Annotated in this window: 17 protein-coding genes and 3 pseudogenes; 6 read left to right on the top strand and 14 right to left on the bottom strand. The window is 41.4% G+C overall.

The window, feature by feature from the left end:
• Positions 1–74 precede the first annotated feature (74 nt).
• On the bottom strand, positions 75–650 hold the full coding sequence (gene aat, locus V7K41_RS26520; protein WP_334853014.1) for a leucyl/phenylalanyl-tRNA--protein transferase: 576 nt from the start codon (positions 648–650) through the stop codon (positions 75–77).
• A 103-nt stretch (positions 651–753) separates the two neighbouring features.
• Between aat and V7K41_RS26515 the strand changes: the two genes are divergently transcribed.
• Positions 754–1,083, top strand: coding sequence for a hypothetical protein (locus tag V7K41_RS26515; RefSeq protein WP_012410384.1), 330 nt, complete (start codon positions 754–756; stop codon positions 1,081–1,083).
• A gap of 70 nt (positions 1,084–1,153) precedes the next feature.
• Here the strand turns inward: V7K41_RS26515 and rpsN are convergent, their stop codons facing one another.
• The 6 genes and pseudogenes from rpsN to V7K41_RS26485 form a co-directional block, all read right to left on the bottom strand.
• Complete coding sequence (rpsN, locus tag V7K41_RS26510) at positions 1,154–1,456, bottom strand: 30S ribosomal protein S14 (RefSeq protein ID WP_292869287.1); 303 nt, start codon at positions 1,454–1,456, stop codon at positions 1,154–1,156.
• Between the two features lie 76 nt (positions 1,457–1,532).
• Positions 1,533–2,222, bottom strand: a complete 690-nt coding sequence (gene nth, locus V7K41_RS26505; RefSeq protein WP_334853013.1) for an endonuclease III — start codon at positions 2,220–2,222, stop codon at positions 1,533–1,535.
• A complete protein-coding gene (rseP, locus tag V7K41_RS26500) occupies positions 2,198–3,298 on the bottom strand; it encodes an RIP metalloprotease RseP (RefSeq protein ID WP_334853011.1) in 1,101 nt (366 codons plus the stop codon). The genes nth and rseP overlap by 25 nt, the downstream gene beginning before the upstream one ends.
• Before the next feature lie 558 nt (positions 3,299–3,856).
• A pseudogene (gene serS, locus V7K41_RS26495) lies at positions 3,857–5,116 on the bottom strand (serine--tRNA ligase); the annotation flags it as partial.
• Between the two features lie 192 nt (positions 5,117–5,308).
• Complete coding sequence (locus V7K41_RS26490) at positions 5,309–5,629, bottom strand: hypothetical protein (protein ID WP_104909189.1); 321 nt, start codon at positions 5,627–5,629, stop codon at positions 5,309–5,311.
• 338 nt (positions 5,630–5,967) lie between these two features.
• Positions 5,968–6,546, bottom strand: a complete 579-nt coding sequence (locus V7K41_RS26485) for a DUF3611 family protein (RefSeq protein WP_334853215.1) — start codon at positions 6,544–6,546, stop codon at positions 5,968–5,970.
• 629 nt (positions 6,547–7,175) lie between these two features.
• On the opposite strand from V7K41_RS26485, the gene V7K41_RS26480 reads away from it, so the two are divergent.
• Both V7K41_RS26480 and V7K41_RS26475 read left to right on the top strand, forming a co-directional pair.
• Positions 7,176–7,523, top strand: a complete 348-nt coding sequence (locus V7K41_RS26480; protein ID WP_334853009.1) for a PadR family transcriptional regulator — start codon at positions 7,176–7,178, stop codon at positions 7,521–7,523.
• A 52-nt stretch (positions 7,524–7,575) separates the two neighbouring features.
• The gene (locus V7K41_RS26475; RefSeq protein WP_334853007.1) at positions 7,576–8,106 is read left to right on the top strand and encodes a cofactor assembly of complex C subunit B; all 531 of its coding nucleotides are present in this window, start codon (positions 7,576–7,578) and stop codon (positions 8,104–8,106) included.
• Positions 8,107–8,555: 449 nt separating this feature from the next.
• Here the strand turns inward: V7K41_RS26475 and V7K41_RS26470 are convergent, their stop codons facing one another.
• The gene (locus V7K41_RS26470; protein ID WP_041566316.1) at positions 8,556–8,873 is read right to left on the bottom strand and encodes a DUF3155 domain-containing protein; all 318 of its coding nucleotides are present in this window, start codon (positions 8,871–8,873) and stop codon (positions 8,556–8,558) included.
• 286 nt (positions 8,874–9,159) lie between these two features.
• On the opposite strand from V7K41_RS26470, the gene V7K41_RS26465 reads away from it, so the two are divergent.
• On the top strand, positions 9,160–10,515 hold the full coding sequence (locus tag V7K41_RS26465; protein ID WP_334853004.1) for a GAF domain-containing sensor histidine kinase: 1,356 nt from the start codon (positions 9,160–9,162) through the stop codon (positions 10,513–10,515).
• A 1,129-nt stretch (positions 10,516–11,644) separates the two neighbouring features.
• Here the strand turns inward: V7K41_RS26465 and V7K41_RS26460 are convergent.
• The 5 genes and pseudogenes from V7K41_RS26460 to V7K41_RS26445 all read right to left on the bottom strand — a co-directional run bounded on the left by V7K41_RS26460 (position 11,645) and on the right by V7K41_RS26445 (position 18,893).
• A complete protein-coding gene (locus V7K41_RS26460; RefSeq protein ID WP_334853002.1) occupies positions 11,645–12,886 on the bottom strand; it encodes an S-layer homology domain-containing protein in 1,242 nt (413 codons plus the stop codon).
• 414 nt (positions 12,887–13,300) lie between these two features.
• A pseudogene (locus V7K41_RS26455) lies at positions 13,301–13,930 on the bottom strand (S-layer homology domain-containing protein); the annotation flags it as partial.
• A gap of 330 nt (positions 13,931–14,260) precedes the next feature.
• Positions 14,261–14,785, bottom strand: a pseudogene (locus tag V7K41_RS33020) (right-handed parallel beta-helix repeat-containing protein); the annotation flags it as partial.
• Between the two features lie 791 nt (positions 14,786–15,576).
• Complete coding sequence (locus V7K41_RS26450; RefSeq protein WP_334853000.1) at positions 15,577–16,290, bottom strand: conjugal transfer protein TrbI; 714 nt, start codon at positions 16,288–16,290, stop codon at positions 15,577–15,579.
• 410 nt (positions 16,291–16,700) lie between these two features.
• Positions 16,701–18,893 (bottom strand): NACHT domain-containing NTPase, encoded by a 2,193-nt coding sequence (locus tag V7K41_RS26445; protein ID WP_334852999.1) that lies wholly within the window; start codon positions 18,891–18,893, stop codon positions 16,701–16,703.
• 162 nt (positions 18,894–19,055) lie between these two features.
• Between V7K41_RS26445 and V7K41_RS26440 the strand changes: the two genes are divergently transcribed.
• Both V7K41_RS26440 and V7K41_RS26435 read left to right on the top strand, forming a co-directional pair.
• The gene (locus tag V7K41_RS26440) at positions 19,056–19,241 is read left to right on the top strand and encodes a hypothetical protein (RefSeq protein ID WP_334852998.1); all 186 of its coding nucleotides are present in this window, start codon (positions 19,056–19,058) and stop codon (positions 19,239–19,241) included.
• A 792-nt stretch (positions 19,242–20,033) separates the two neighbouring features.
• Positions 20,034–23,060 (top strand): SMC family ATPase, encoded by a 3,027-nt coding sequence (locus V7K41_RS26435; protein ID WP_334852996.1) that lies wholly within the window; start codon positions 20,034–20,036, stop codon positions 23,058–23,060.
• Here V7K41_RS26435 and V7K41_RS26430 read toward each other — a convergent pair.
• Complete coding sequence (locus tag V7K41_RS26430; protein WP_334852994.1) at positions 23,057–24,478, bottom strand: peptidoglycan-binding protein; 1,422 nt, start codon at positions 24,476–24,478, stop codon at positions 23,057–23,059. The genes V7K41_RS26435 and V7K41_RS26430 overlap by 4 nt on opposite strands.
• Positions 24,479–24,669: the final 191 nt, after the last annotated feature.

Below are 24,669 nucleotides of genomic sequence, written 5' to 3'. Positions count from 1 at the left end.
TATTTTTTATGGCAATACCTTCATTCTCGGCACTACTACATCAGTAACAATCACATTCAGCTTTTCTGGTAAAATTATACTAAGTTATAAGTACGTTGCAACGCTTCCTGAAATAAAGATTGATATTCTTCATCCCCAACCCGATAAGCGCCAAACCTTTTCAAATGGGGATTCATCATTTGGGCATCAAAAAACACAAATTGCCTCTGACGCAATCTTTCTACCAACTTGACCATCGCCACCTTTGAACCTTCGGGAATGCGGTAAAACATCGACTCGCCAATAAAAGCCCCACCAATTACAATCCCTAAAATTCCCCCAGCGAGTTCGTCACCTTGCCAAGTTTCAAAACTATAAGCATAACCGTTCTGGTAAAGCAGCCAGTAAATCTTTTTTAATTCCGGTGAAATCCAGGTTGTCTCTCTGTCAGCACAGCCAGCCACCACAGCCTGAAAGTCTCGATTAATCGCCACAGTAAACCGCTCTTGATTCAGAACGCGCTGCAAAGACTTAGGGTAGCGAAACCTCTCATCCAAAGGAATCAAAGTCCGATCGCGACTTCCGTACCAACTCAGGCGATCGCGCTCATCAGCCATGAGAAAATAGCCTTGTGCATAGCCCTCAACAATAGCGGCGATATCATATTGCATAAATAAATATAAAAAAACACTCTTAGAAACGCAATTTGATGCTAAAAAATCAACCTCAGCGTTCCTCTGCGTTTCCCTCCGCGTCCCTCTGCGTTTAAAAAAGATGACTCAACCAATTCCACCCATCACCCTACCACCGCCTGAAAATCCACTGCTCGAAGGTGAATGGTTACGAGAACGCTTACAACGGTGGCTAGATACAGAATTTATCCCCGAAGCAGTCAACCAAAACATAGCCCAACGAGCCGCACAGATTTTTGTGCGTCAACGGATGGAAGGAGAAAACGACCTTGGTTCTCTGGTAATTGCCATTGTCACAGAGATGCAGTCCTATGATTTTTCCAATAGCTTCTATGGAGAGTTTGCGATCGCCAACGCCGTCAGCGATCTACTCTTAGAAAGTCTGGGAATTGATAAGTGTTGTGGTCAATAATATTTTGTCATTTGTCAGTTGTCCTTTGTCCTTTGCAAATGACTAATGACTAATGACCAATGACTCTTGACTACCAACTAGCCTTAACAACTCCAGGCAAAAGACCTTCATGCGCCCATTCTCGCAGCACGTTCCGAGACAACCCAAAATCGCGGTAAACACCTCTAGAACGACCAGTCAACCAACAACGGTTGCGGTGGCGGGTGGGCGCACTATTCCGGGGTAGCTGTTGAATCTTCCGGTGGATTTCCAGCTTATCCAAAGGAGATGCTGCACTTCTGAACTCTTCTAAGAGAGCTTCTCGCTTGTCAGCATACTTTTCTATCAACTTGGTGCGCTTTTTCTCGCGCTCAATCAAGCTCTTTTTTGCCATATATTCTCTAACTTCTTTAAAGACACCGTTTTCCATTCTACAGTCTTTCTATCAATTCTGGGGTTACTTATGTCGCTTACCCTACAACCACTGGCTGATTCGCAGCAGGACATAAATCGGCAAGTTCACAAGCAACGCAGACGGGAGAGCGTGCTTTACAAATAGCACGACCGTGATAAATCAGCCGAATTGACCAATTTTCCCAATCAGGCTGAGGCAATAAACCCATTAAATCTTGCTCAATCCGAACGGGGTCTTTTACTTCAGTTAAACCCAAACGTTCGCACAGGCGCTTGACGTGAGTATCTACTGTCACGCCAACATTAATGCCATAAGCATGACCCAAGACTACATTTGCTGTCTTGCGCGCTACACCTGGAAGCTTTAATAATTGCTCCATTTGGTTGGGGACAACAGAGTTAAACTCAGTAACAATCATCCGACAGGCGGCTTGAATGTTCTTGGCTTTATTGCGATAAAACCCTGTTGAACGCACCAAATTTTCTAATTCTACTAAGTCAGCGATCGCTAAACTCTCAGCATCAGGAAACCGAGCAAATAAAGCTGGTGTCACCTTATTTACCCGCTCATCAGTACACTGAGCAGAGAGAATCGTTGCCACCAACAATTGTACGGGCGTTGAGTAGTTCAAAGAGCAGGTAGCATCTGGATAAAGACGCTTCAGCCGAGCTAAAATTTCTATCGCCCGTTGCTTTTTAGATAACGATTTGCGGGTAATGCTCACTGGAACAATTTTTGTACCCATTCCAATTGGCTAGTTAATTGGGTAGTTTCTTTGACGATCAGAAAAATTCCTAAGCCTAAGAGTAACACCAAACCGGTTTGCATTACACCTTCTTGAATCCGGGCGGGTACAGGCTTACCGCGTAAACCTTCAATCAACAGAAAAGCGAGTTGTCCGCCATCCAAAGCCGGTAAAGGCAAAATATTGATAATAGCCAAGTTAATGCTGATAATTGCCGCAAAAGACAACAAGTTTACGGTATTATCCTCAGCTAATTTTGCACCGATTTTGACAATATTAACTGGCCCAGAAACTTGTCCAGCAGTTTGTTGAAAGTTGGTAATTAACTGCCCAAAACCGCTGAGTGTCCCCACAAATAATTGTTGAAACCTGTTAGCAGCAATGCCGAAAATTTCAAAAGGACTATTAGGACGGCGATAAACTGCTGTACCATTGGGGCCAAGTTCAATGCCAATTACACCTTGGCCTTTATCTCCCAGCTTTGGGGTTAATTTTAGAGACTTTGGTTGCTTTTCATGTTTAACTTTTAGTTCGATTTGCTGATTTGGATGAGTTTGAATTTCTTTTGTTAGCAAAGCTGTCGCTTTTTCAGAAGCGGGGAGTTCCTGACCATTAACAGCCAGAATGATGTCTCCTTCCCTAATACCTGCTTGGTAGGAAATAGATTGTTCATCAACCGGCTTGACGATGACACCAGGTTGATAGTTAATCCTCTCTGGAATGCCAACAATACCCAATTGCAGAGCCAGCACCAAGTAGGCAAATATTAAATTGGCGATCACTCCGGCACTGATCACAATCGCCCGGTCTAAAACTGGACGGTTACGCAGCAGATTCGGGTCATTGGGTGGAACATCGCTATCGGGGTCATCATCGGGAAAGCCCACAAAGCCGCCCAAGGGAAAGGCGCGGACAGCATATTCGGTTTGCGAACCTTGGTACTTCAAAAGAACTGGGCCAAAACCCAAAGAAAAACGGTTAACGAGAATGCCTTGAGAACGGGCTGCAACAAAATGTCCCAACTCGTGTACCAAGATCAAAACAGCCAAGACTGCGATCGCTGCTAAAACTGACATAGAGTAAATTAGTGAAGATATTAAGCTATAGTTATCTCCATTCTAATTGGGCATTAGGCATAGGGCATTGGGCATTAGTCATAGTTCGATTTTTCGTATCTGGTTCTAACATCTAAAGCTAGTAGTAGCCTGACGAAGCTAAATTGTTGCAAAAAAAATTGTAGGTTGGGTTGAGGAACGAAACCCAACACTCCGATCAATGTTGGGTTTCGCGCTGCTCAACCCAATCTACATCTAACGCACTATTTTAGCTGTGCCACGCCAGTAGGGTGCGTTAGCGACAGCGTAACGTACCATTTTGTCCACATAGTCCAAATGTAAGTTTTGGTCAGATTGGTTTTTCTGCTAAAACAACAACGATAGTATTACCCACACAACATAAGAGGCGATTGGAAGCCAAAACAGCAAATCAACAATATAACGGTATTGGAATTGTATTGTTGGCTTTGAAACACGTTCTGGTAAAACTGGTTGCAAAACTTGGGGTACAACTGGTGAGTTTTGAACTCTTTGTAAATTTTGCAGCGATGGAAAACCCAACTTTTCTCCCTGCTGAAAATAAGGTTGCAACACTTCTGGTATCTTCACCGTCCCATCAGGTTGTTGATAATTCTCCAAAATTGCTGCCATCGTCCTTCCCACCGCCAAACCCGAACCATTTAGAGTATGTACAAACTGAGTTCCTTTCTTCCCCGCCTCTTTGAAGCGAATATCAGCCCGTCGCGCCTGGAAATCTATAGTATTGGAACAGCTAGAAATTTCGCGGTATTTGCCAGAAGAGGGCAACCAAACCTCTAAATCATAAGTTTTGGTAGAGGCAAATCCCAAATCTCCAGTACTTAAATTTACTACTCGGTAAGGCAACCGCAACGCTTGTAAAATTGCTTCTGCATTCCCCACCAATTTCTCCAGTTCATCAAAAGACGTACTGGGTTCGACAAACTTCACCATTTCCACCTTGTTAAATTGATGCAGGCGGATTAATCCCCGCATATCGCGCCCATAACTACCAGCTTCGCGGCGAAAACAGGGAGTAAAGGCACAGTGGTAGATAGGTAAGTTTTCAGCAGCGAGAATTTCACCCCGATAGAGATTTGTCACTGGAACTTCAGCTGTAGGAATCAGCCACAAGTCATCATCAGCGCATTTAAAGCTTTCTTCGGCAAACTTGGGCAATTGACCGGTCGCCGTCAAAGACTCGGTATTTACTAACAGCGGCGGACTGACTTCCACATACCCAGCTTGAGTATGGAGAGTCAGCATAAATTGAATTAATGCCCTCTCCAATGCCGCACCAGCGCCTATCAATGTCACAAAGCGACTTTGGGCAACTTTTACAGCTCGTTCAACATTGAGAATACCCAGCTTTTCGCCAATTTCCCAGTGAGGGAGAATATGCGAATTTTGGGGAATGTACTCATCACCCCAACGGCGCACTTCTACGTTATCTTCCTCATTCTTTCCAAGGGGTGTAGAGTCGCTTGGCAAGTTCGGAAGTGCCAACACAAGTTGAGCAATTTCAGCTTTGAGGTCTTTTTCTTGGGGTTCCAGTTGACTCAACGTCGCTTTGACAGAGTTACCTTCATCCCGCAAAGCTTGAATTTCTGGGTCTTGAGGATTGATCCCAGATTTAATCTTCTGACCGACAATTTTACCAATTTCGTTGCTACGAGCTTGGAGTTGACTACGTGTTCCCTCAATTTCCCGTTGTTGCCGATCTAACAGTAATATCGGCTCGATGTCGTATTTACCACTACGACTATTCAATCGTTCTTGAACTAATTGGGGATTTTCCCGTATTTGCTTAATATCCAGCACAGATTTTTCTCAGTTTTTAGCCTAAAATCTTCCTGTCAATACAGTTAACACATAAGCATTTAGCATATAGTAATTTTGCTTTGCTGTAACTGCAAAAACAAAGTTTATTAGAAAAATCAGTCCAATCTCTGAGCAAGATTTTACCCTAGCATTACTGCCAGGGCTAAGAAACCATATAATGCATTAAACCAATCATGAATTCGTATTTTGAGTCACTGTCGTTTCAGAAACCTGAGCAAGACTCTGATCGTTACCATTATTGTTATCAACGGCTGCAAACGTCCTTTGAGTGATATTCGGTGGTTCCTTATCGTCTCTAGTTTGTCCAGGTGAAGGTAACCAGTATGCAAGCACACCTGATAAACCACCCCAGTAAAGCGCAATATTCTTGTCGTCCTCTGCTGGCGAGCCAAGCTTGAAAATGCACAGCCCCAATACGATGCTACTAAAGAAAACCTGTACGCCAAATCTCCATACGTCTTGATTAAATTTCTGTGCTGGTTGATTTCTCATGGTGTCAAATTGATTTTTCATGGTGTCAGACTTCTAAAAAAGGTACATATTATCCCTGTGCTAGTTTTGGCATCACCTACTACTACAGCTTGGCAAAATTCCTAATTACGCTCGTACCTTTACAGGTATCTTGTTACGCGCAGCATGCCGCTTTCCTGACTTGCCAACGTAATTTGTAATTCCTATACTGCAAGCGTTCCATTGATTGGAATTACGCAGTGCTGTACTAATAAGATGTTTTTCAAGGATTATGTAGTTGTCTTCACACCCAGTTTTGTCCGTTTCGGAAAAATTCTGATTAACTTCTTTAGACTTTTGAAAACTCAGCACTCATAATATTAGGGTCGGTTAATCCGATTGAGCAACCAAAGTGACGCCACCAGCCCTGCAAAGTGCGCTGAGACAGTGTTGGTGTTTGCCTGTACTACAAGCATATCTAGACCGCTAATAATTCGGGTAGGATCAAAAAATTGGGTAGTTATCGCTTGTGGAGATATGGATCGTGCTACCAGTGTTCCAACGATCGCCTGCGCCCCCAAAAGCGTCACCAGCGTTCCTCCTAAATTCACCCACAGCCCTAAGCGTAATACTTGCACAGTCTCACTTTTCCGAGGGCGGTTGCTGGGATTGGAGGATTCCAATTGCTTGCCAATCCTAGTGTAACGGTAAGCTAAATAAATGCCCCCACCTAAAACAACCAGTCCACAAATTGCTAAAAATACACCAAAACCAGTCCCAGGATTATTAGTAGGACTGCCAGATCTTTGATTAAAGATGGCGAACAGCAACACAATTATGCTAGAAACAACGCCTAGTACTAGCTGAATCCAGAAGCTAATCCAACCTATAAGGCGAAAAGTTTGGGCAATTGCCCTAAGAGTTGAGGAAGATGATGGGGCATCGGGAGTTTGTGACATAGCGATCGCCAATGTGCTGGGTGCTTGATTAAGGGAGGCGAGGACGAGGAGACAAGGGGACACGGGAGAGTTCTTTCCCCTGGTTTTTAGCGCCTTCTTTGATAAATTTACTATCACACTTGCCAAATAAGACAAGAAATTCTGCGATCGAGGAAATCAGAAATGGTTACTGCTTAAGTGTGTATACCGACGTAGAGCTTGATCCCAGATATATCCTTTAGCTTAAGCTTTTAGAATTTGCATTGGGAAAATCACTGTAAAACAAAGTGTTTATTAAGTTTTACAGACAAAATAGCATTTTACCTGTAAAATTTCTTCGATGGCATTTTATTGCTTAAGCAGTTCTAACCAGCTCGGCATCCGTTAACACCAAGATAGTGAGGAAGTCACTATCTGTTCGCTCCTCACCACATCGTATCGAGCTTGAGTAGGGGTACATTATTTTGTGTCCCTAAAACTCGCAAACTCGCCCCACAACTTCACAGACGTGGGTAATTGTTTGATGTTTACGCAATGGATATCTAGTCTAAGTAGCTTTATTATGTATTACTCACGTAGTAGTAGCACTGTATACTGGCTACAAGGATTGTAGACTTTACCTTAAGGCATTTTTTTAGCCATCACTAACCATGAAACTTGAGGATATATATCAATTTTTTGAGAATCCTCCGCCAACTTACCTTTGTCAGGAACTAGCAGTTTGTTACATACTGTCTGTTTTATTACAAGGTGAATCCTACGGAACCGAGTTGATCGAGCAATTAGAAACTGAGTATCCCGTCTATCGGCTTTCAGATACCGTACTTTACAGTGCAATTAAATTTCTGGAAGACCAAAGTGCAATCACTGGATATTGGAAGAAACTCGAAGGACGGGGACGCCCCAGGCGGATGTACCAAGTTTCTCCCGAATGGCAAGTTCAAGCTCAGGATTTAGCTTTTCTTTGGCAAGACTACATCAACGGGAGGAAAAAGTAACGAATAATTGATAATGAATAAGTCTCCTCCAGTCAAACACTAACAATTAGTTATGGATACTGCTATTCTGCCATCTACGTTCCTGCTAACCTTGTTGTTATCGGTTGGGCTGTTTTTCTTTATTCGTGCCTCGACTAAAGACCGTACAGAAATGGCCCAACTAGTATCTGAGCAAGATGAAGCTGTTTTAATGTCTCAATTAAAAGAGTATTTTCGATCGCGGTCTTACCGAGTGGCAGCGGTAGACCGAGAACAAAATCAGGTAACTTTTGAAGGTAATGTTCGCCCCAGCTGGTTCTTAGCTATATTTCTGACTTTACTAGCAGCTACTGGGATTGTTTGTCTATTTCTGGTGGCATCCCTGCTTTTTCCTAGCCTCAGTACCCTTGTTCTGGCGATGGTACTGCTGTCGCCTTTAAGTGGTCTATTTTATTGGAAAAAATCTGGAAGACTTGAGAAGGTGTCGCTCAAAGTAGAAACAACTCAGAGCAAACCAACCTCCTCAAGTAAGATCACTGTAGTCGCCCATCGAGATGAACTCAGTGAGTTGCAGAGGACTCTACAGCTCAAGCCTGGGAAATAATTGTTGATTCTTGCGACCATCTTTTAACTATGATATGCAGACTTCTGACCTAACCTACTCTTTAGGCAATGGAAAGTAGTCAGGAGAAAATCAAGATTGCTGCTTTGCCAGTTTTCCCCACGACCCAAACTCGTAGGGAAAAATTTAAATTCATTAACTTAAATTCATTGACAGAGCTTAACTTAACCATCTACGGCATAAGAGCGCAACTTCACTAGCACTATTTAGACGCGTTTGGTATACCCACTCCCTTCTGCATTATCAAAGTAGTATCAACCCATGCAATCTAGCGTGGTTTGAGACAAGTTCACTTTCCAACTACCTGGACTAGATTTACTGGCAAATCAGCTACAAACTAAAAAAAAATTAAATTTTGCATAAACTTAGCAATTTTGCCAGTTAATAGTAGTCAGGAGCCACATTCAATGCTCAAGATGACCATCGATGGTTCACCGACTAGCTAAAGCAAGAGGTTCTTGACCTGGTGAAGGTTCTAACACCCTCAAACTAGGAAATAAGAAATGGTTTTCCTCTACGTATTGAGCACCAAACAGTCCCTTTTCTGCCCAGAAATAACGATCTGTAGTGTGTTCATTTCGCTTTACAAGTAGCAACGCGGGTGGCAAAATCCCTTCAGCTTGAATGAATCTTCTCGCTGCTGTCACAGGCTTTTCTTCGCCACTTTCGATGCTATATTGAGGCACGTGTTCCAAAATGCGCCGTCCTTCTTGACGACGACGACTCTTCCTTTTGCGTCTCCTTGCCAATCTATTGTCCTCCTCTTTCAAGCTATAGATTGTAGTGATAGCTACAAAATCCGTCGTCATTATATAGGTTCTAGTTCAGAAGATCAATAGTTTTTAACCTTTTAATATAAGAAAGTTAATATCTTTAAAACATAGAGAAAATAAAATTACCTAAGAATATAATCCCCTAGTACAAACCATCTCTAAGAAAATTTTAGTTAAGCTTTATTAAATGAGTGAGGTAAAAATTAAGTATCCTCTCTTACATCATGCCTCAAAATCTATAATCTTGAGCAAGAGCTAAAAAATGTTAATGTCTGCCAGTTCCGATTTTCTTGCTCTGTGTCGAGAGCAAATAGCGCTACTAACCCAAGGGCTAGGAGCAACTTTAAGTATTGTGTACCTAACACAAGAATTGGTAGATACTCCTTCTGGTGATGCCAAACTGATTCCTGTGGTGATTTACCCGGAAACAGCATTATTGCTGCCAGGAGAGGAAACTATTGAAGCAACGGCATACAAGCAACTTCAAATTGGAAATGCGTTTATATTACCCAATCATCAGGGAAGGTTATTGACAGCAGGTTCAGAATCTCCAACTTCGTCACAGGAGTCTGAGATACCAGATGGGTCTCAACCCGATCTCAAAGAGGAATACCTACTTAGTGGCAACCAAATTGTTTTACCTCTGATTTATGAGGGTGTGATGATGGGGTTACTGGTGACAGGTAGGAAAGACCGGGTATGGAATGAACACGAGCAAAGTCAGATTCAACGGATAGCCCAAACATTAGCGATCGCCTGTATTTTAGATCAACGGCGAGCATGGTTTGAGCAACAGTTGCGCGAGCAACAAATTCTCCAAGAAAAACAGCGGGATTTGCTGGATAATCTGTTACATCAGTTTCGTAACCCATTAACGGCGTTGCGGACTTTTGGCAAACTGCTATTGAAGCGACTACGACCAGGAGATGCTAACCGGGATGTGGCAAATAGTATTGTCAGAGAAAGCGATCGCCTTCAAGAATTACTGCAACAATTTGAGCAAGTAATTGACTTGACAGAGGCAGATTTAGCACCACGACATCTGCCGGAAGATGAAGTATTTGTAGAAGCAAGTATCCAAAAAGACGCTAAACCGCCGCTATTATTACCGGGGACGGGAGATAAAGCAGTTGACTGCTCGTTAGCAGATATATTAGAACCATTATTAATATCAGCCAAAGCGATCGCCCAAGAGCGAAAGCTAAAACTAATAACTGAAATTCAAGAGAATTCATCTCTAGTGCGTGCCAACGTCAAAGCATTACGAGAGGTGTTAACTAACATTATTGATAATGCTTTGAAATATACTCCCACTGGCGGCAAAATTTTGATTCAGGCTGGGCAAGAAAAAGCTAATTTTCAGGGAATAGTCATTAGTGATAACGGGCCTGGCATTCCACCCCAGGATTTAGAACATCTTGGAGAACGGCATTATCGGGGTGTACAAGCGCAAACAAAAATCCCCGGCACAGGTTTGGGGTTAGCGATCGCTAAACAATTAATAGAGCAAATGCAGGGCGAAATCGAGGTTTTCAGCCCTGCAATCAACTCTAAGCTAACTTCACCTGATGCGCCGGGAACTACATTTATCATTTGGTTGCCTGAAATTAAAAGTTAGTCTATTCAGAACAGGTTATCCCGTTTTTCTTTAACCTTTAACGCTGGTCAAAATCCTAACCTAAGATTATTATTTTTAACAATCAAATAGCTAAATATTTATTCACATTATAGCTAGCATTTCATCCAAGCGCTTTGTCCTATTACCTGACTGTACTTCTACCAGCGAAGAAGTTAGCCTATCAAACTCTAGAGATACATCTATTTGGCTATTATTTATCAATTTAGACAGTGTTGGTATTTCTTCAAGCAACTTATCACTAGGATATGATCTAAGAAGGACAGTTTCGCTGTCATAGCTATTGAGAAAATCAGTGATATTATACTTGAGTTTCTCAATGTCCTTAAGAAGTAAATTAATTCGCTGCTTATCTCCTTCACGATAATAATAGGAATTCTCACTTTCCTTAATAGTCAGTTTTAGATAGATAGAAGCAACTCTTTCAAGAATTTCTTCAATTTTAGACGTTTTTACATTTTTTGACTGCTTGCTCCCAGAAATGTTATGAAAAAAATTCTTTTTTTGTTCATTATTTTTTTGTTCACTATATGGTTCTCTTATATTTATCTTCTTATTCTTAAGAGAATTATTTATTCTTCTTTCTTTACCAGCTGATTAATTTGAGCGTTTGAGCCAAAGTCAGTAGATCGAAAAGTTTTCCACAAGCCTTATCAGCCCTTCATTTTTCCTTGGGAACACCATCTATTGAAATCAGCTTATCATCAAGCTTTCAACTACTTCTGTTCTGGATGGACGAATAGAGCGATGTCTACGACAAGCCGATGTAGCGTCTACACCTATGGTCGTGATGAAAAGCTCCAATAAAGTCGCCTGAAATCGTTATTATTTCCTCAACTTTCAAAAATTTTCAGTCTACTGAAAGTACCAATCATTGAAATTATTTTTTCTTAATAGAACCTATAAAATTAGTCTTGTCTTACCTCTAAAGCGCTATTATCACTCTCATAAATAAATAAAAAACGGCGTAAAAAACTTGCTTAACTTAAATTTAGTTTAAGCAATTTTATTTATAAAAATTTTGATTTTGATGAAAAAAGTAGCGTAAGTGCTGCATACAATATACAGCATTTACGCTATTCTTACAATTCGGCTTTAGACGTATTAATGACTACTTAAGTGAAACCAATAAGTTTTGATTGATGGTCATTTGTAAATCGGTATCTGGGTCAATGGCGATTAAATCAACACTATTTTTACCGAAGAATAGACCAACCAATGCACCGATACCAGCACCACCCAAGACTTCTTCTGTGGCAATGGCGCGATCGCCTGTGACAGCAGATACCGCAGTTGCTGCACCTGCGCCCAATACAGTATTCTTGATAATTGAACCAACACTAGTACCCTTCTTGACAGTTTCAGTTTTGGTAATCACTTCAGAACTAGCATTAAGCTGATACTCCTGACCACTAGTCAAAACCAGTTTCTGGGCAACGAATTGAGAACCGCCCGTAGCAGGTTTGAGTTGACCAATAACTTGACTACCAGCAGGAATCACAACAGATCCGTCTTGCGTCACCACGTTTTGGGATACTGTCAATGTCAAGGGCGATGTTTCATCCTTTGTAACTAGAATTTTTTCTGCTTTCTCATACTTCACAGGAATAGTAGTCCCTTGGGCAATTGTCACTGATGCAGGCGTTGGGGTGGTAGATCCGACAGCCACAACATAAGGTGAGTTAATTGCTGAGGCTTGATTAGAACTAACCAATGCTTGGTAGATAAAAGCTGCTACCTGGGCGCGAGTGGCGGTTGCAGTTGGATTCAGGAAGTTCACATTCGGATAGTTGACCACAATTTGCTTTTGGGTTGCTGCGGCGATCGGGCTACGGGCATAGCTTGCGATGTTAGAGGCATCGTTGAAGTATTGCAGAGTGCTTTCAGTATTGCCACTGGGACTATATTCCAAACCGTTAGCGAGGGAAACTAAAACCTGTTCGCGGGGAATAGCTTGGTTAGGCTCAAAGCGATTACCGGGATAACCAGATAAGAAACCAATGGTATAAGCTTGCTCAATCGCACTGGATGCCCAATAGTTGCTGGGTACATCAGCAAAACTGATTGGCTGCCGTTGCTGTGCTTTTTGGAAAGCTTTGTTGACCATCGCGGCAAATTGAGCGCGTGTCACCGGTTCTTCTGGGCGGAAGCTACCATCAGGAAATCCGGCAATTACACCTCGCTGTGACAATTGTTGAATAAATTGTGCTGCCCAATAGTTAGATGAAACATCAGAAAAAGTCGTTTGAGCTAAAGATGGTGAAGCTGTAATGAAAGGAGCTACAGTACCGACTGTGACACTCAAAGCCATGAGTGCAGCTGTTCTAGATTGCCAACGATTTAAGTTAAACATTATTTTTTACTCCGGTACAATTATTTTTTTTACTGTTAATTAGTTAGACATTTACTAAAATATAAGGTTCCTAATTTTTTTGCTTTTTGTAAAAACCATTACTTTAGTCATACAGTCATATTTAAAAAATCTCTGCCAAACGAACTAGCTAATAGAAGTAATCTAATCACCCTATTACCTGTTAGCAAATTTTCAAAAATATAGATACTTAGTGAGACGATACAGAAATAGAATAGTTGCTGTTAAATAGAAAATTTTATGGTTAAAAATGAAGGCGATCGCACACTCTATTTAAAGTGGCGATCGCCTATTAAATAACTATCTAAATCAACAGATTCTAATTGTGACTAATATAAGTCTTGAAGTAGTAGATCGGCATCCACTGTATACGGTGATTTAATTGCTGAGTCTTAACACAACATAGGGTGAGTTAATTGCTGAAGCTTGATTAGAACTAACCAATGCTTGGTAGATAAAAGCTGCGACTTGTGCCCGTGTAGCGGTTGCAGTTGGATTGAGTAACTTCACATTCGGATAGTTGACCACAATTTGCTTTTGGGTTGCTGCCGCGATCGGGCTACGAGCATAGCTAGCGATGTTAGAGGCATCGTTGAAGTATTTCAGAGTGCTTTCGGTATTGCCACTGGGACTATATTTCAAACCGTTAGCGAGGGCAACCAAAACCTGCTCGCGGGGAATAGCCTGATTAGGCTCAAAGCGATTTCCAGGATAACCAGATAAGAAACCAATGGTATAAGCTTGCCCAATCGCACTGGATGCCCAATAGTTGCTGGGTACATCAGTAAAATTGATTGCCTGCCGTTGCTGGGCTTTTTGGAAAGCTTTGTCGATCATCGCAGCAAATTGAGCGCGTGTCACAGGTTCTTCAGGGCGGAAGCTACCATCAGGAAATCCGGCAATTACACCTTGCTGAGACAATTGTTGAATAAATTGTGCCGCCCAATAGTTAGATGAAACATCAGAAAAAGCGGTTTGAGTTGAAGATAGCGGGGAGCATCCCACTGTGATCTGTTTGCCTTGCAAAGGATAATTCACTGGATCGCAAACAAAACCTGCCGAATTAGCCTCTATAGAAGTCCGCGTTGGCGGATTTTGTTTCTCTGGCTGTGATTTCCAATCGTCAGATATTTTTTCGAGAGTGGGATGCTTACTTAAAAACTGTGAGTCTGCAACAATATCGTGAGATCCCTTAACACTTATCTTAGAACTATTGAGATAAATATTATAGTCATAAACAACGTTTTGGTTTTTAGTGTTGTTATTAATATTTTTTCCCGGAAAAGCATAGAGAATGTTCCTGAGAATTCTGACATCAGATGATGTATGAGCAAATATTTGCCCACCATTAAGTTCTGGACTCTGATTATTTAAAAAAGCTGTATTATTTACAATATCAACATGGTCGCTAAAAAATGCATGAATCCCCGAACCACCATTATTAAATGCAAGATTGTTTTTAACTAAAGTACGTCCTTTATATACACCCAATTTTGAGTTGTCTTCATTTCTTGTACTATCGATAATAATGCCATTACCGTCTGTAATCTTTCCAACTGCAATCCAAGGGATGTACATGCGATTGTTGTAGGTCTTGTTGTTGGTAACAAACATCTTGTATCCCTGGTTGTTGTCAGAATTCCAATTATTCAACATTGAAATACCACTAGAACCATAAACACCATACCAGGCATTATTAAATACCACATTATTATCTATTGTCACATAGTCCGATTGAATCGCTGAAATACCTGCTCCTCCACAGTCATGCACTTTGTTGTTCAAAATACGGATATGATGAACATGACCATTGGTTCGTCCGTCAACGTTGATACAGTTTCCATTCGTCAGTGGGTTTAGTTTGTTAGTCTTCTCACTCATCGCATAATCAAGGGTTATATTGGCATTGTTTCCCATAACCTCTAGCCCGTTGATCTCGATATATGAAGCTCCATTTGAAATCGCGATCCCATTCCATGTATTGTGCTGAATTTTTGGGAAATGCCCTGGATATGCTTTATACCTAATCCATGCATTTGCAGTTCCAGAACGTTTAATATTTACTACACTCCCAGCTTTGCCTGTATTTGTGTATACTCCGTTCATAATCAATACTGTATCGCCAGGGTTGGTAAGGTCTGCTGCCTTTTGAATTGTCCTAAAAGCTGATGAAGTAGAGAGTCCGCTATTATTGTCGTTTCCACTACCACTAACATAGTATGTTTTCGGTGTTGAATTCTTGCTGATTAGGTTGTCGTGGCTGGATAGACTCATTTCCTTATTTGTGGATATCTGACGGGCGTTTTCAACTAAAGATACTTTTATACTTTCTCCCTGAGCCAAAAAACTTAATACCAAGGGAATTGCAAGATATGTGCTTAAACCGAAACCTTGAATTACCACAAGAAAAGGCTCCTTTATCGCTACTACTTAACAAAAGTATCAGGATATTCCATAATTTTGAATACTCTTTTGGATACAGAATACAATAAAGCCAACTTTTAAATAAGTATTACAATAAATATCGATACAGATTAAGACGATATAGAGGTGGAATAGTTGCTGTTTAAGAGAATTTTTTAGAGTTAAAAATAAAGGCGATCGCACACTCTAGTTAAAATGGCGATCGCATATAAGGGATGATTAAATTCACAACTTGAATGAAGTTAAATCTAGTAGCGGGATTGTGGTACTAAATTCAAGTTAGAATTCAGTGTGAGCCTTAAATCCTGTGCAGGTCTGAGGACAAAGGCATTTCCATCTTTTTTCCGCAACAGGACACTCGCACCCGCACCCGCAGCCGCACCGAGAACAGGTTTTAAATCGTCAATTCTGCGATTACCAGTAATTAGTGAACCTAAAAGACCAGCACCTCCACCAATAGCTGCGTCAGTTAAAACCTGACTGGTGTTGGGCCCCTGTTTGACTCTTTGAGTTGTGGTGTATGTCCGAGAAGTTGCATTAATCGACTGACGTTGACCGTTAGAAAATTCTAATTCTTGAGCTACAAACCGCACGCCTTTTCCTTGGTTATCATCTCTATCTCTTGAATAACCATCTAAGTCAACAGGTTCTAGCCGTCCATTTACTTTAGTACCAGCAGGAATTAAGACATTTCTATTTCTGTCGATAATGTCATTGGCTATTTTCAAAGTTAGAGATTTACTTTCCCCAGGAGCAATAGTAATTGTCTCTTTTTCGTAGGTAACAGGAAAGTTAACTCCAGAAGGAATGGTAACGTTTCCGTATTGACTAGTTCTGTCTTGGTTAATTCTATATTGTGCATTAGCAGGAGCCAAGCTCAATAGGGGGCTAATGACGCTTGTAGTAACTGCTATTGCCATAAGTGCAGCAGTACCAGATTTCCATTGATGTAGGCGAGTCATAAGAGGGTTATCCTTTGTATATGTGATGTATTTAATGACGAGGATTCACTGAGTTTGTTTCTGACTGTTTTTGAAGCTGTCTATGGGCGTATTCCGAAGATAAAAGTACTTATTATGATGGGGAGTTAGTGCGATCGCATAGGCGTAGCTTGTCGTAGACATCGCGCCTCAGAATTTGTATCTTGCTAATATGCGTCACTAAAAGCAGAGGCGAGACAGTTATACGACGTAAATGGGGATCATTTTGTTCCCAAATGCTGCTTTATTACTTATGTCCACATATCTAAGCCATTGAATAGAGGCGAATGGGCTAACTGCGAACTCTTACTTTTATTATAAATTTATTTGCTAGGAATTGGAAAATATTTTCATTTTTTTAACGAATAATTCACTATCTGTTATGTGTATATTTAAGATTGCTGCTGACGCTGTTTAATCTCTGCGATCGGTAATAGCAAGGTATCTTCTATTTGCTGTCGCACTTCACGGCTAACGTAACAATCGCTATTTATACAATCTCCCACTATTTTATTACTATTGTAGTACTGTATCAGCAATTCTTTCTGGTTTTTACTAAACTTCCAATCGTATCCAAAATTACGATATTTAATCATCAATTCTCTTAATTTTTCCTTTCTATTTATACCCTTGTTTTTTGTTATTTCTAAGAGTTCTGGATATACTTTCGAGGAATATCTAAATAAGTTGATATTGTCAAAGAATAAATCTTCGTTCAGGTGTAGTTCCAAAAAAAGATCGCGATCAAGACTGAGAGGGCAGTTAGAGGCAGAATTACGAACATAACTAATAGTATTATCCAAGCTACAGGCTAGGTCAAGACTAATCTCATACATCAGACCAAGACCAAGTTCTAGGTAAAAAGCTCTAACTGCTGTTGGTTTGTAATTAGTATCAACATATAGAGATTTATTCTGTACCCACATTAAAAAATCCTGTAACTTTTCATCAGTAGTTATAAGCGTATCAATTTTCTCTTTCATCAACAGCAATAAACGATCTGCACTTGGTGACATCCCAACCGCCAGCAAAAAGACTTCTCGCCAGCGTTGCTCAGTGATGTGGCTAACAAGATTTTGCAACGTTTCCTCCGATGACTGTCTCACAACCACAAATTCTCTAGCTGTGAAATACTCATGAAATGTGAGATGAGAAAATGAATAAATCCCTTTTGCTCTGGCTACAACTAGCCCATGATGATGCTCAATTGAACGCAAAACTTGCTCACTGTCAAGTTGCAATGCTTCTTCGTCAGTATTAGCACCGGGTAAATTGCGGATGTATTCTGTAATATAGTGTTCTGCTACTTTCTGCTTGAAAAAATAGTCACCGCGCTCAAAGGTGGTGAGAGCCATTTTGCTGAGTAAATCTTCTTTGCGTTGGACTGATAGCTTTTTGTAAATCTGATCGCGTTGAATTCCCCGCTTGGCATCCCATTTTTTCAATAACGCATCCAGTCCTTCTTTATATAACTCAGAACGATTTGCAGGAAAATCTCCTGACTCTTCAAATGCTAAACAAAGCAACGTCAGCAGCAGCGGACTTGCAGCAAGTTGTTTGATTCGGCTATTCTCTTCGAGACGTTTGATAAAAGTCTCTGGTTTTACAGCTTTATCCTTAAACCATTTATTGGTAAAGTTGCAAATTTGGTCATCGTCAAAATCAGCAACTTCCACCTCTGTAAACTTCTCAAAGGTATACTCCTTTGCTGCAATCCGGCAGGTCATGACAAACTGATTTTTTGGGAACCGATCGGAAAACTCACGAATTTCCTTTAAGATACGGTTACTATCCTCTTCTTTAACTTCATCCAACCCATCGAGTAAAACTAATACCTTGCCATTTGTTAGTACATCTTGGATAGAAGAGATAGGATTTATCGCCTCTTCTGTTATGTGTTGCAATAATCCAGGTTTGTTTGTAGCTTCCGCAAAGTTTTTGAGGGTGACAAAAATAGGTACACGTTCAGCCTGAAACTCACCTCCAATACACTGAATCGCTAAATACTTCAGAAACGTCGTTTTACCTGCTCCTGGTTTACCCAAAATCATCAACTTGGAATATTTCTCAACCGCTTCCAGTCCTGGCACTCGTTTTGCAGTAATTCTGTTAAGTCCAAAGAGGTCAAAATCCTGGCTGCTACAGTGTTGTAAGAATTCATCAATTCCTAAGCGTTGCTGTCCAGTGATTTTCTCTAATATATTGACGCTGGTGTAAATGTCATTCAACCCAATGGGTTGAGTCATATCTAGCACCCGCATTGTGCCGCAGCATTCTTGAATGAGGGGTTTTAGCTTTTCACGTACCTCTTGGACGATCGCATCAATATTAATACTGTTATCCTGATTTACCTCTGGTTCACTGGCTGGTTCAGCAACTATTTCTTCCCACTCTAGGTCTAGCCTGTCGCAAATCTGCACAAAGAGATTGCGGTCAACAGGTTTACCTGTAAAGAACTTTCCAATCGGCTGGCGAGTTACTTCTAACTCTTTAGCTAATGCCTTTTGAGTTAAAGAATAACGAATTAAAGCTCTTTTTGCTTTTTGGATACCTTCTGGAGAACAGGAAAGCGATCGCCCGGACATAAGCTAACCACTACACTTTTGCTGATTCTAACTGCCAATTTGGCAATTTATACTCATCGCATACACAAGTCACTCATATCACAAACCTGTATTTAAGCCTAGAACAAACACTTACCTGTCAAAGTATGGATGTAGTGATTCAAACGATTTGGGAGGGAGTCAATGTTATCGAAGAAGTTTCCTTCAAGAGATGAAGTGCTGGCTGTTGTAACGCTGATTATGGTGATTGGTTCTCTCACTCTTGCAGTTATCGATGAAAAGAGTCGCCCTCCATTTCTCGATTTAACAAAATTTGCTGTCGGTACATATATTGGATTGTTGATACCTCGGTCAAGCGATCGCAATTAGCTAATAGACCTCTTGCAAAAGTCCTTAATACGCCTCCCCTTGGTAAGGCTACGGTGTACACACAAGTTACACCCCCTTAATCCCCCCTTGGTAAGATTGAATTGGAGGTGTCGTTGATTGAATTCGGGTGGTTGTTGATTGAATTCGGGTAGTCGTTGATTGAATTCGGGTAGTCGTTGATTGAATTCGGGTAGTCGTTGATTGAATTCGGGTAGTCGTTGATTGAATTCGGGTAGTCGTTGATTGAATTCGGGTGGTTGTTTATTGAATTGGAGGTGTCGTTGATTGAATTTAAGCAGTGGTTAGGGTGGGGTAAAACCCAGATTATTGAGCAACTTCAGACTTGTGTGTACACCGTAGCCTTGGTAAGGGGAGGGGAGCGTTTGCTGTCTTCAAATGCGGGGTGGGGTTCTTTATTTTTGATTTATGCAAGAGGTCTAATGACAAATTCTCTCTTGGCGACTATCACAATCTTAAATAATTCCTAAGAGACAAGATCCCCGACAACTTTTAAGAAGTCAGGGATCTGTAACTTTCAATTCTCACAAATCAAAAAAGAATGTTTTCTTCTCAGACAACAGAAAGAAATAACAAAAGCCTCCTGGAGAGTTTCATTTTTCTCCGAAGACAGTAAAACTTTTTCATGCAATAAGAAAAATTGACTGATAGTATTGTAAATTTTTGTAAAATTGATGTCTTCAAGACTAGAAACCTGATATCTAGATAGCTAAACTAACAAACAGTGCATCTGTACTGTTATTTATTAAAAGTAGATGTGGCGCTATAGCCTGAATGATCCCAGTCCAACTTATCCTCAAAAACTTCCTTAGTTACCGTGATGCAACTTTAGATTTTGGCGGTTTGCATACGGCTTGTATTTGTGGTTCCAATGGTGCGGGTAAATCTTCTCTTTTAGAAGCAATCACTTGGGCAATTTGGGGTGAAAGCCGTGCCACTGCTGAAGATGATGTCATCTATTCTGGCGCGAAAGAAGTTCGGGTTGATTTTACTTTCAAAAGTAACCAGCAAAAATATCGGGTGATTCGTACCCGAATTCGGGGAGGTACTAGTGTCCTCGAATTTCAAATAGAAATACCATCTGGGTTTCGCTCACTCACTTGCAAAGGGGTAAGAGCAACCCAGGATTTGATTTTAGAACACATCAAGCTTGATTATGATACATTTATTAATTCTGCCTACTTACGTCAAGGTCGTGCAGATGAATTCATGCTCAAGCGCCCCACGGAACGCAAAGAAATTTTAGCGGAGTTGTTGAAACTCAATCAGTACGATGACTTGGAAGAACGGGCAAAGGAATCTTCTCGTCAGTTCAAAGCACAGGCAGTAGAGTTAGAGCGTTCTTTGGAGTCGATAAAAATTCAGCTGCAACAACGCGAGATCACCCAAGCCCAAAGAGTGGAGTTAGAAGCCGAACTTAACCAACTGCAACAAGTGCAAGCTTTTGATAATATTAAATTACAAAATTTGCAAGTTATCCAGCACCAGCGCCAAAATTGGGAACAACAACTCAATTTTGTAAAGCAGCAATACCAAAATCTTACCCAAGATTGCGATCGCCTCCAACAAGAACAATCAGCTATTGGCTCTCAGCTAGCAGATTTAGAAAAAATATTACACCAAGAAGCTGAGATTAAAGCTGGATACGCCCAATATCAAAGTCTACAATCTCAAGAAGAAGCCTTTGCTGTCAAATTTGAAGAACATACTCGCGCTGGGCAGAATCGCCAACAAAAGCAACAACAGCTTACCAAACAAATTCACGAAATCGAACGGCAACTGCAACAAGCCCAAGCGCAGTTAGAAGCTTTGCAGCAACAAGAGCGAGATATTCAGCAAACTCTCACTAAGTCGGGTGAAGTAGAAGCTGCTTTGTCACAACTAGCCGCAGCTCGTCACCATGTTGCTCGTTTAGATCAACTGCAAATGCAAGTTACTCCCTTGTTGCAACAACGAGCAACTTTACAAAGCCAACTCGATCGCACTCATGCTGGTTTAGTAGCGCGACTCGAACAACTCCAAAGTACTGAGAACCAATTGCAACGCCAGCACAGTCGCCAACCGCAACTGCAACAAGCGGTGATGGATGTAGCAATCCAGATTGAGGAATTGGAGAAAAAGCGGGTTTATCTGCAACGAGTTCAAGAAAAAGGGCAAGAAAGACGGCATTTTATCGAACGTCTGCAAGCTCATCAACGAGACTATGAAAAACTGCTGGGAGAATTAGAGCAAAAATTGCAAATGCTGCAAAATCCTGAAGCACTTTGTCCATTATGTGAACGTCCTTTAGACGAACATCACTGGAGTCGGGTAGTGGAAAAAACTCAAAGTGAGTTAGAGGATACTCAAGGGCAGTTTTGGGTAGTGCGGGAACAATTGGCTGTGTCTGACAAAGAAATTCAGACACTTAGGCAGGAATATCGCGATATATCCCAACACTTGGCGGGCTATGATGGTTTACGCGAACAGCGGGGACAGTTAGCAGCACAGTTAGAAGCGACAACTGATGTGCAACAACAGTTACAACAAATTGCTGCTGAAAAACAGCATTTAGAGCGATCGCTCCAAGCAGGTGATTACGCTCCCGATAAACAAGCCGAACTCCGGCAGCTAGACCAATATCTGCAACAAGTCAATTATAATGAACAAGACCACGCCCTGGCCCGGAGCGAAATTGAGCGCTGGCGATGGGCAGAAATTAAACAAGGGCAAATTAAAGATGCAACTAAGCGACAAGCGCAACTATTAGCCCGAAAACCAGAACTTCAATCCCAAATTGCCCAATTACAAGCCAAAATCCAGCAGGATCAGATTGATTCTGAATGTGCTAAACAAATCGCAGATATTGAGCGTCACATTACTGAAATTGGCTACAGTTCCGAGCAGCACAACAATCTCCGCATGGCTGTAAAGAAAGCTCAATCTTGGCATTTGCGGTATCAACAACTGCTATCAGCACAGCAGCAGTATCCGCAACTCCAAACGAGATTGCAAGAGTTAGAGGAGTCCAGAAGCGCCAGAGTAACGGAGCGCCAAAAACTCGGCGGCCAAATCGAAAGCATTATTCAGCAACTACAAGCAACAGCTAACCCATCTGCCCAAATTCAAACTTTAGAGCAGCAGTTAGCAATCCGCAGACGGCAACTTGATGAGCAAATTGCCAAGTTAGGGCGTTTAGAACAGCTGGCGCATCAACTAGAAACACTGCAAATTCAGTATGAACAACAGCAGCAGCAATTACAATCTTGCAAACAGGAATATCGTGTTTATCAGGAATTAGCGCAAGCTTTTGGTAAAAATGGTATCCAAGCACTGATGATTGAGAATGTGTTACCACAACTGGAAGCCGAGACAAATCAACTACTTTCGCGGCTGAGTGGCAATCAGTTTCATGTACAATTTATTACTCAAAAAGCTGGACGCAGTGCTAAATCAACCAAGAAAAATGCCAAGCTGATAGACACTCTAGATATTTTAATCGCCGATTCTAGAGGAACACGAGCTTATGAAACTTACTCAGGTGGGGAAGCCTTTAGAATTAACTTTGCCATCCGTTTGGCTTTGGCGAAATTATTAGCGCAACGGGCGGGGGCGGCGTTGCAATTGTTGATTGTGGATGAAGGTTTTGGTACACAGGATGCCGAAGGATGCGATCGCTTGATTGCCGCAATTAATGCGATCTCCTCTGATTTCGCCTGCATCCTCACCGTTACCCACATGCCGCACCTCAAAGAAGCTTTCCAAGCCAGGATTGAAGTCAATAAAACTCAAGAAGGTTCGCAGTTAAGTTTGTCAATTTAATTGTATTTTACCCGTGCATCAAGACCTAATGAGCGGAGTTTTTTTGATAGCCTTTCTGCTTGGGCGCGATCGCTAAATGCTCCAGCATTCACATAATCCCCTAAATTGGATTGCTCCGCGACAGCATTGGGTATATATTGTTGTACTTTAGTCAGAGTATCATTACTGGAAATGGGAATTATCACTCTGTAAGGATTATTAGCAACTAATGTATTGCCATTGGTAACAGGTACTACATAGTCATTGGCAGGAGGTAATGCATAGGGATTAGTGTCAGCTAATACATAATCATTATTTGGAGTAGAATTGCCTCCAGTTGAACCATTCAACCCCAATGCTTCCCAAGTTTGCCAATCTACATTTCCAGTGGAATTAATTCGAGAAGATTGCTGGAATGCAATCACAGATTGTCTGGTGTAATCGTTGAAAAGTCCATCAGGATTAGTATTAGAGTAACCCAACTGCACCAAACGCTCTTGAACTAATCTGACATTTTCTCCGCGATCGCCTACAGTTAGATAACTTCTACCTGGTTGTTGAGTACCACCTATGGAGACTCTACGCACTGAGTCCAAAACTTGGACATTAGGAATGCCATCCACAGGTAGTCCATTATTTCGCTGGAATGCAATTACAGCTTCTCTAGTCTTTGGGCCAACATTCCCAGTGGCATCAGCATTTAAATAACCTAGCTGCCGCAAACGCACTTGGAGTTCTCTAACTTGTTGAGTGGAAAGACTCGATCTTCCTGAAGTCGGAGAGGAACCCATTAGTGCGTTCCAAGTTTGTCGATTCACAATCCCGCTAGCAGTTATGCGATAATTTCGCTGAAATGCAATTACAGCATCTTTAGTAATTCGTCCAAAATTCCCAGTGGGATTAGTATTAAAGTAGCCTAACTGCCGTAAACGCTGTTGCAACCTTGTGACGGCTGCACCAGTTTTGCCTTGAGAAAGAGTAGGATATTGACCAACTGGCGAACGTGATGCGCCACCGATATTTCTATTAGAACTTCTACTTTGACAGGCTCGTTGCAAGGCTCTTTGAGTACTAATACCCACAACTCCATCAGCAGATATTCTATTGGCTTGCTGGAACTTGATCGTAGCATTTTGAGTCAAGCTAGCAAACTTACCTGTCACCGGGCCGTTAAAATAGCCTAGCTTTTTTAAACATCTCTGGGTACTGCTAACTTCAGTCCCATTACTTCCTATTTTCTGAAGTGCTAAAGCTTGTCCAGCAGTACTTAGAAGCCCCGTAATCAGAGCCACAGACAAAAAACGCATTGCAGCACCAGTCGATAACTTTTTCCAATTTAAAAATTTGAAATTAACTACGATAGGAACAACCTTGATGCTTTCGGATGCCTCGTAGACTGAGGCAAGCTTGATTAAATGGTTAGCTACCCCTGTTTTCACTTGCTTTTTTCAAGTTGATGACTAGAAAAAAGTATACCACTTACCTGTGTAATAATTACTTTTCGTATGATTCTTTATAAGTAAGTATCCTGGGGAGCAGGGGAGCAGAGGGACAAGGGGGAATTATTGAACAATCTCCCTTGTCTGTCCCCTCTTCTTCGTCTACCTTGTCTCTTATCCATGCCCCATGC

Source organism: Nostoc sp., from assembly GCF_036917415.1.
Classification (GTDB): Bacteria; Cyanobacteriota; Cyanobacteriia; order Cyanobacteriales; family Nostocaceae; genus Nostoc.
Note: the sequence above shows the minus strand (reverse complement) of the source record. Positions and strands in the feature narration are given on the sequence as shown.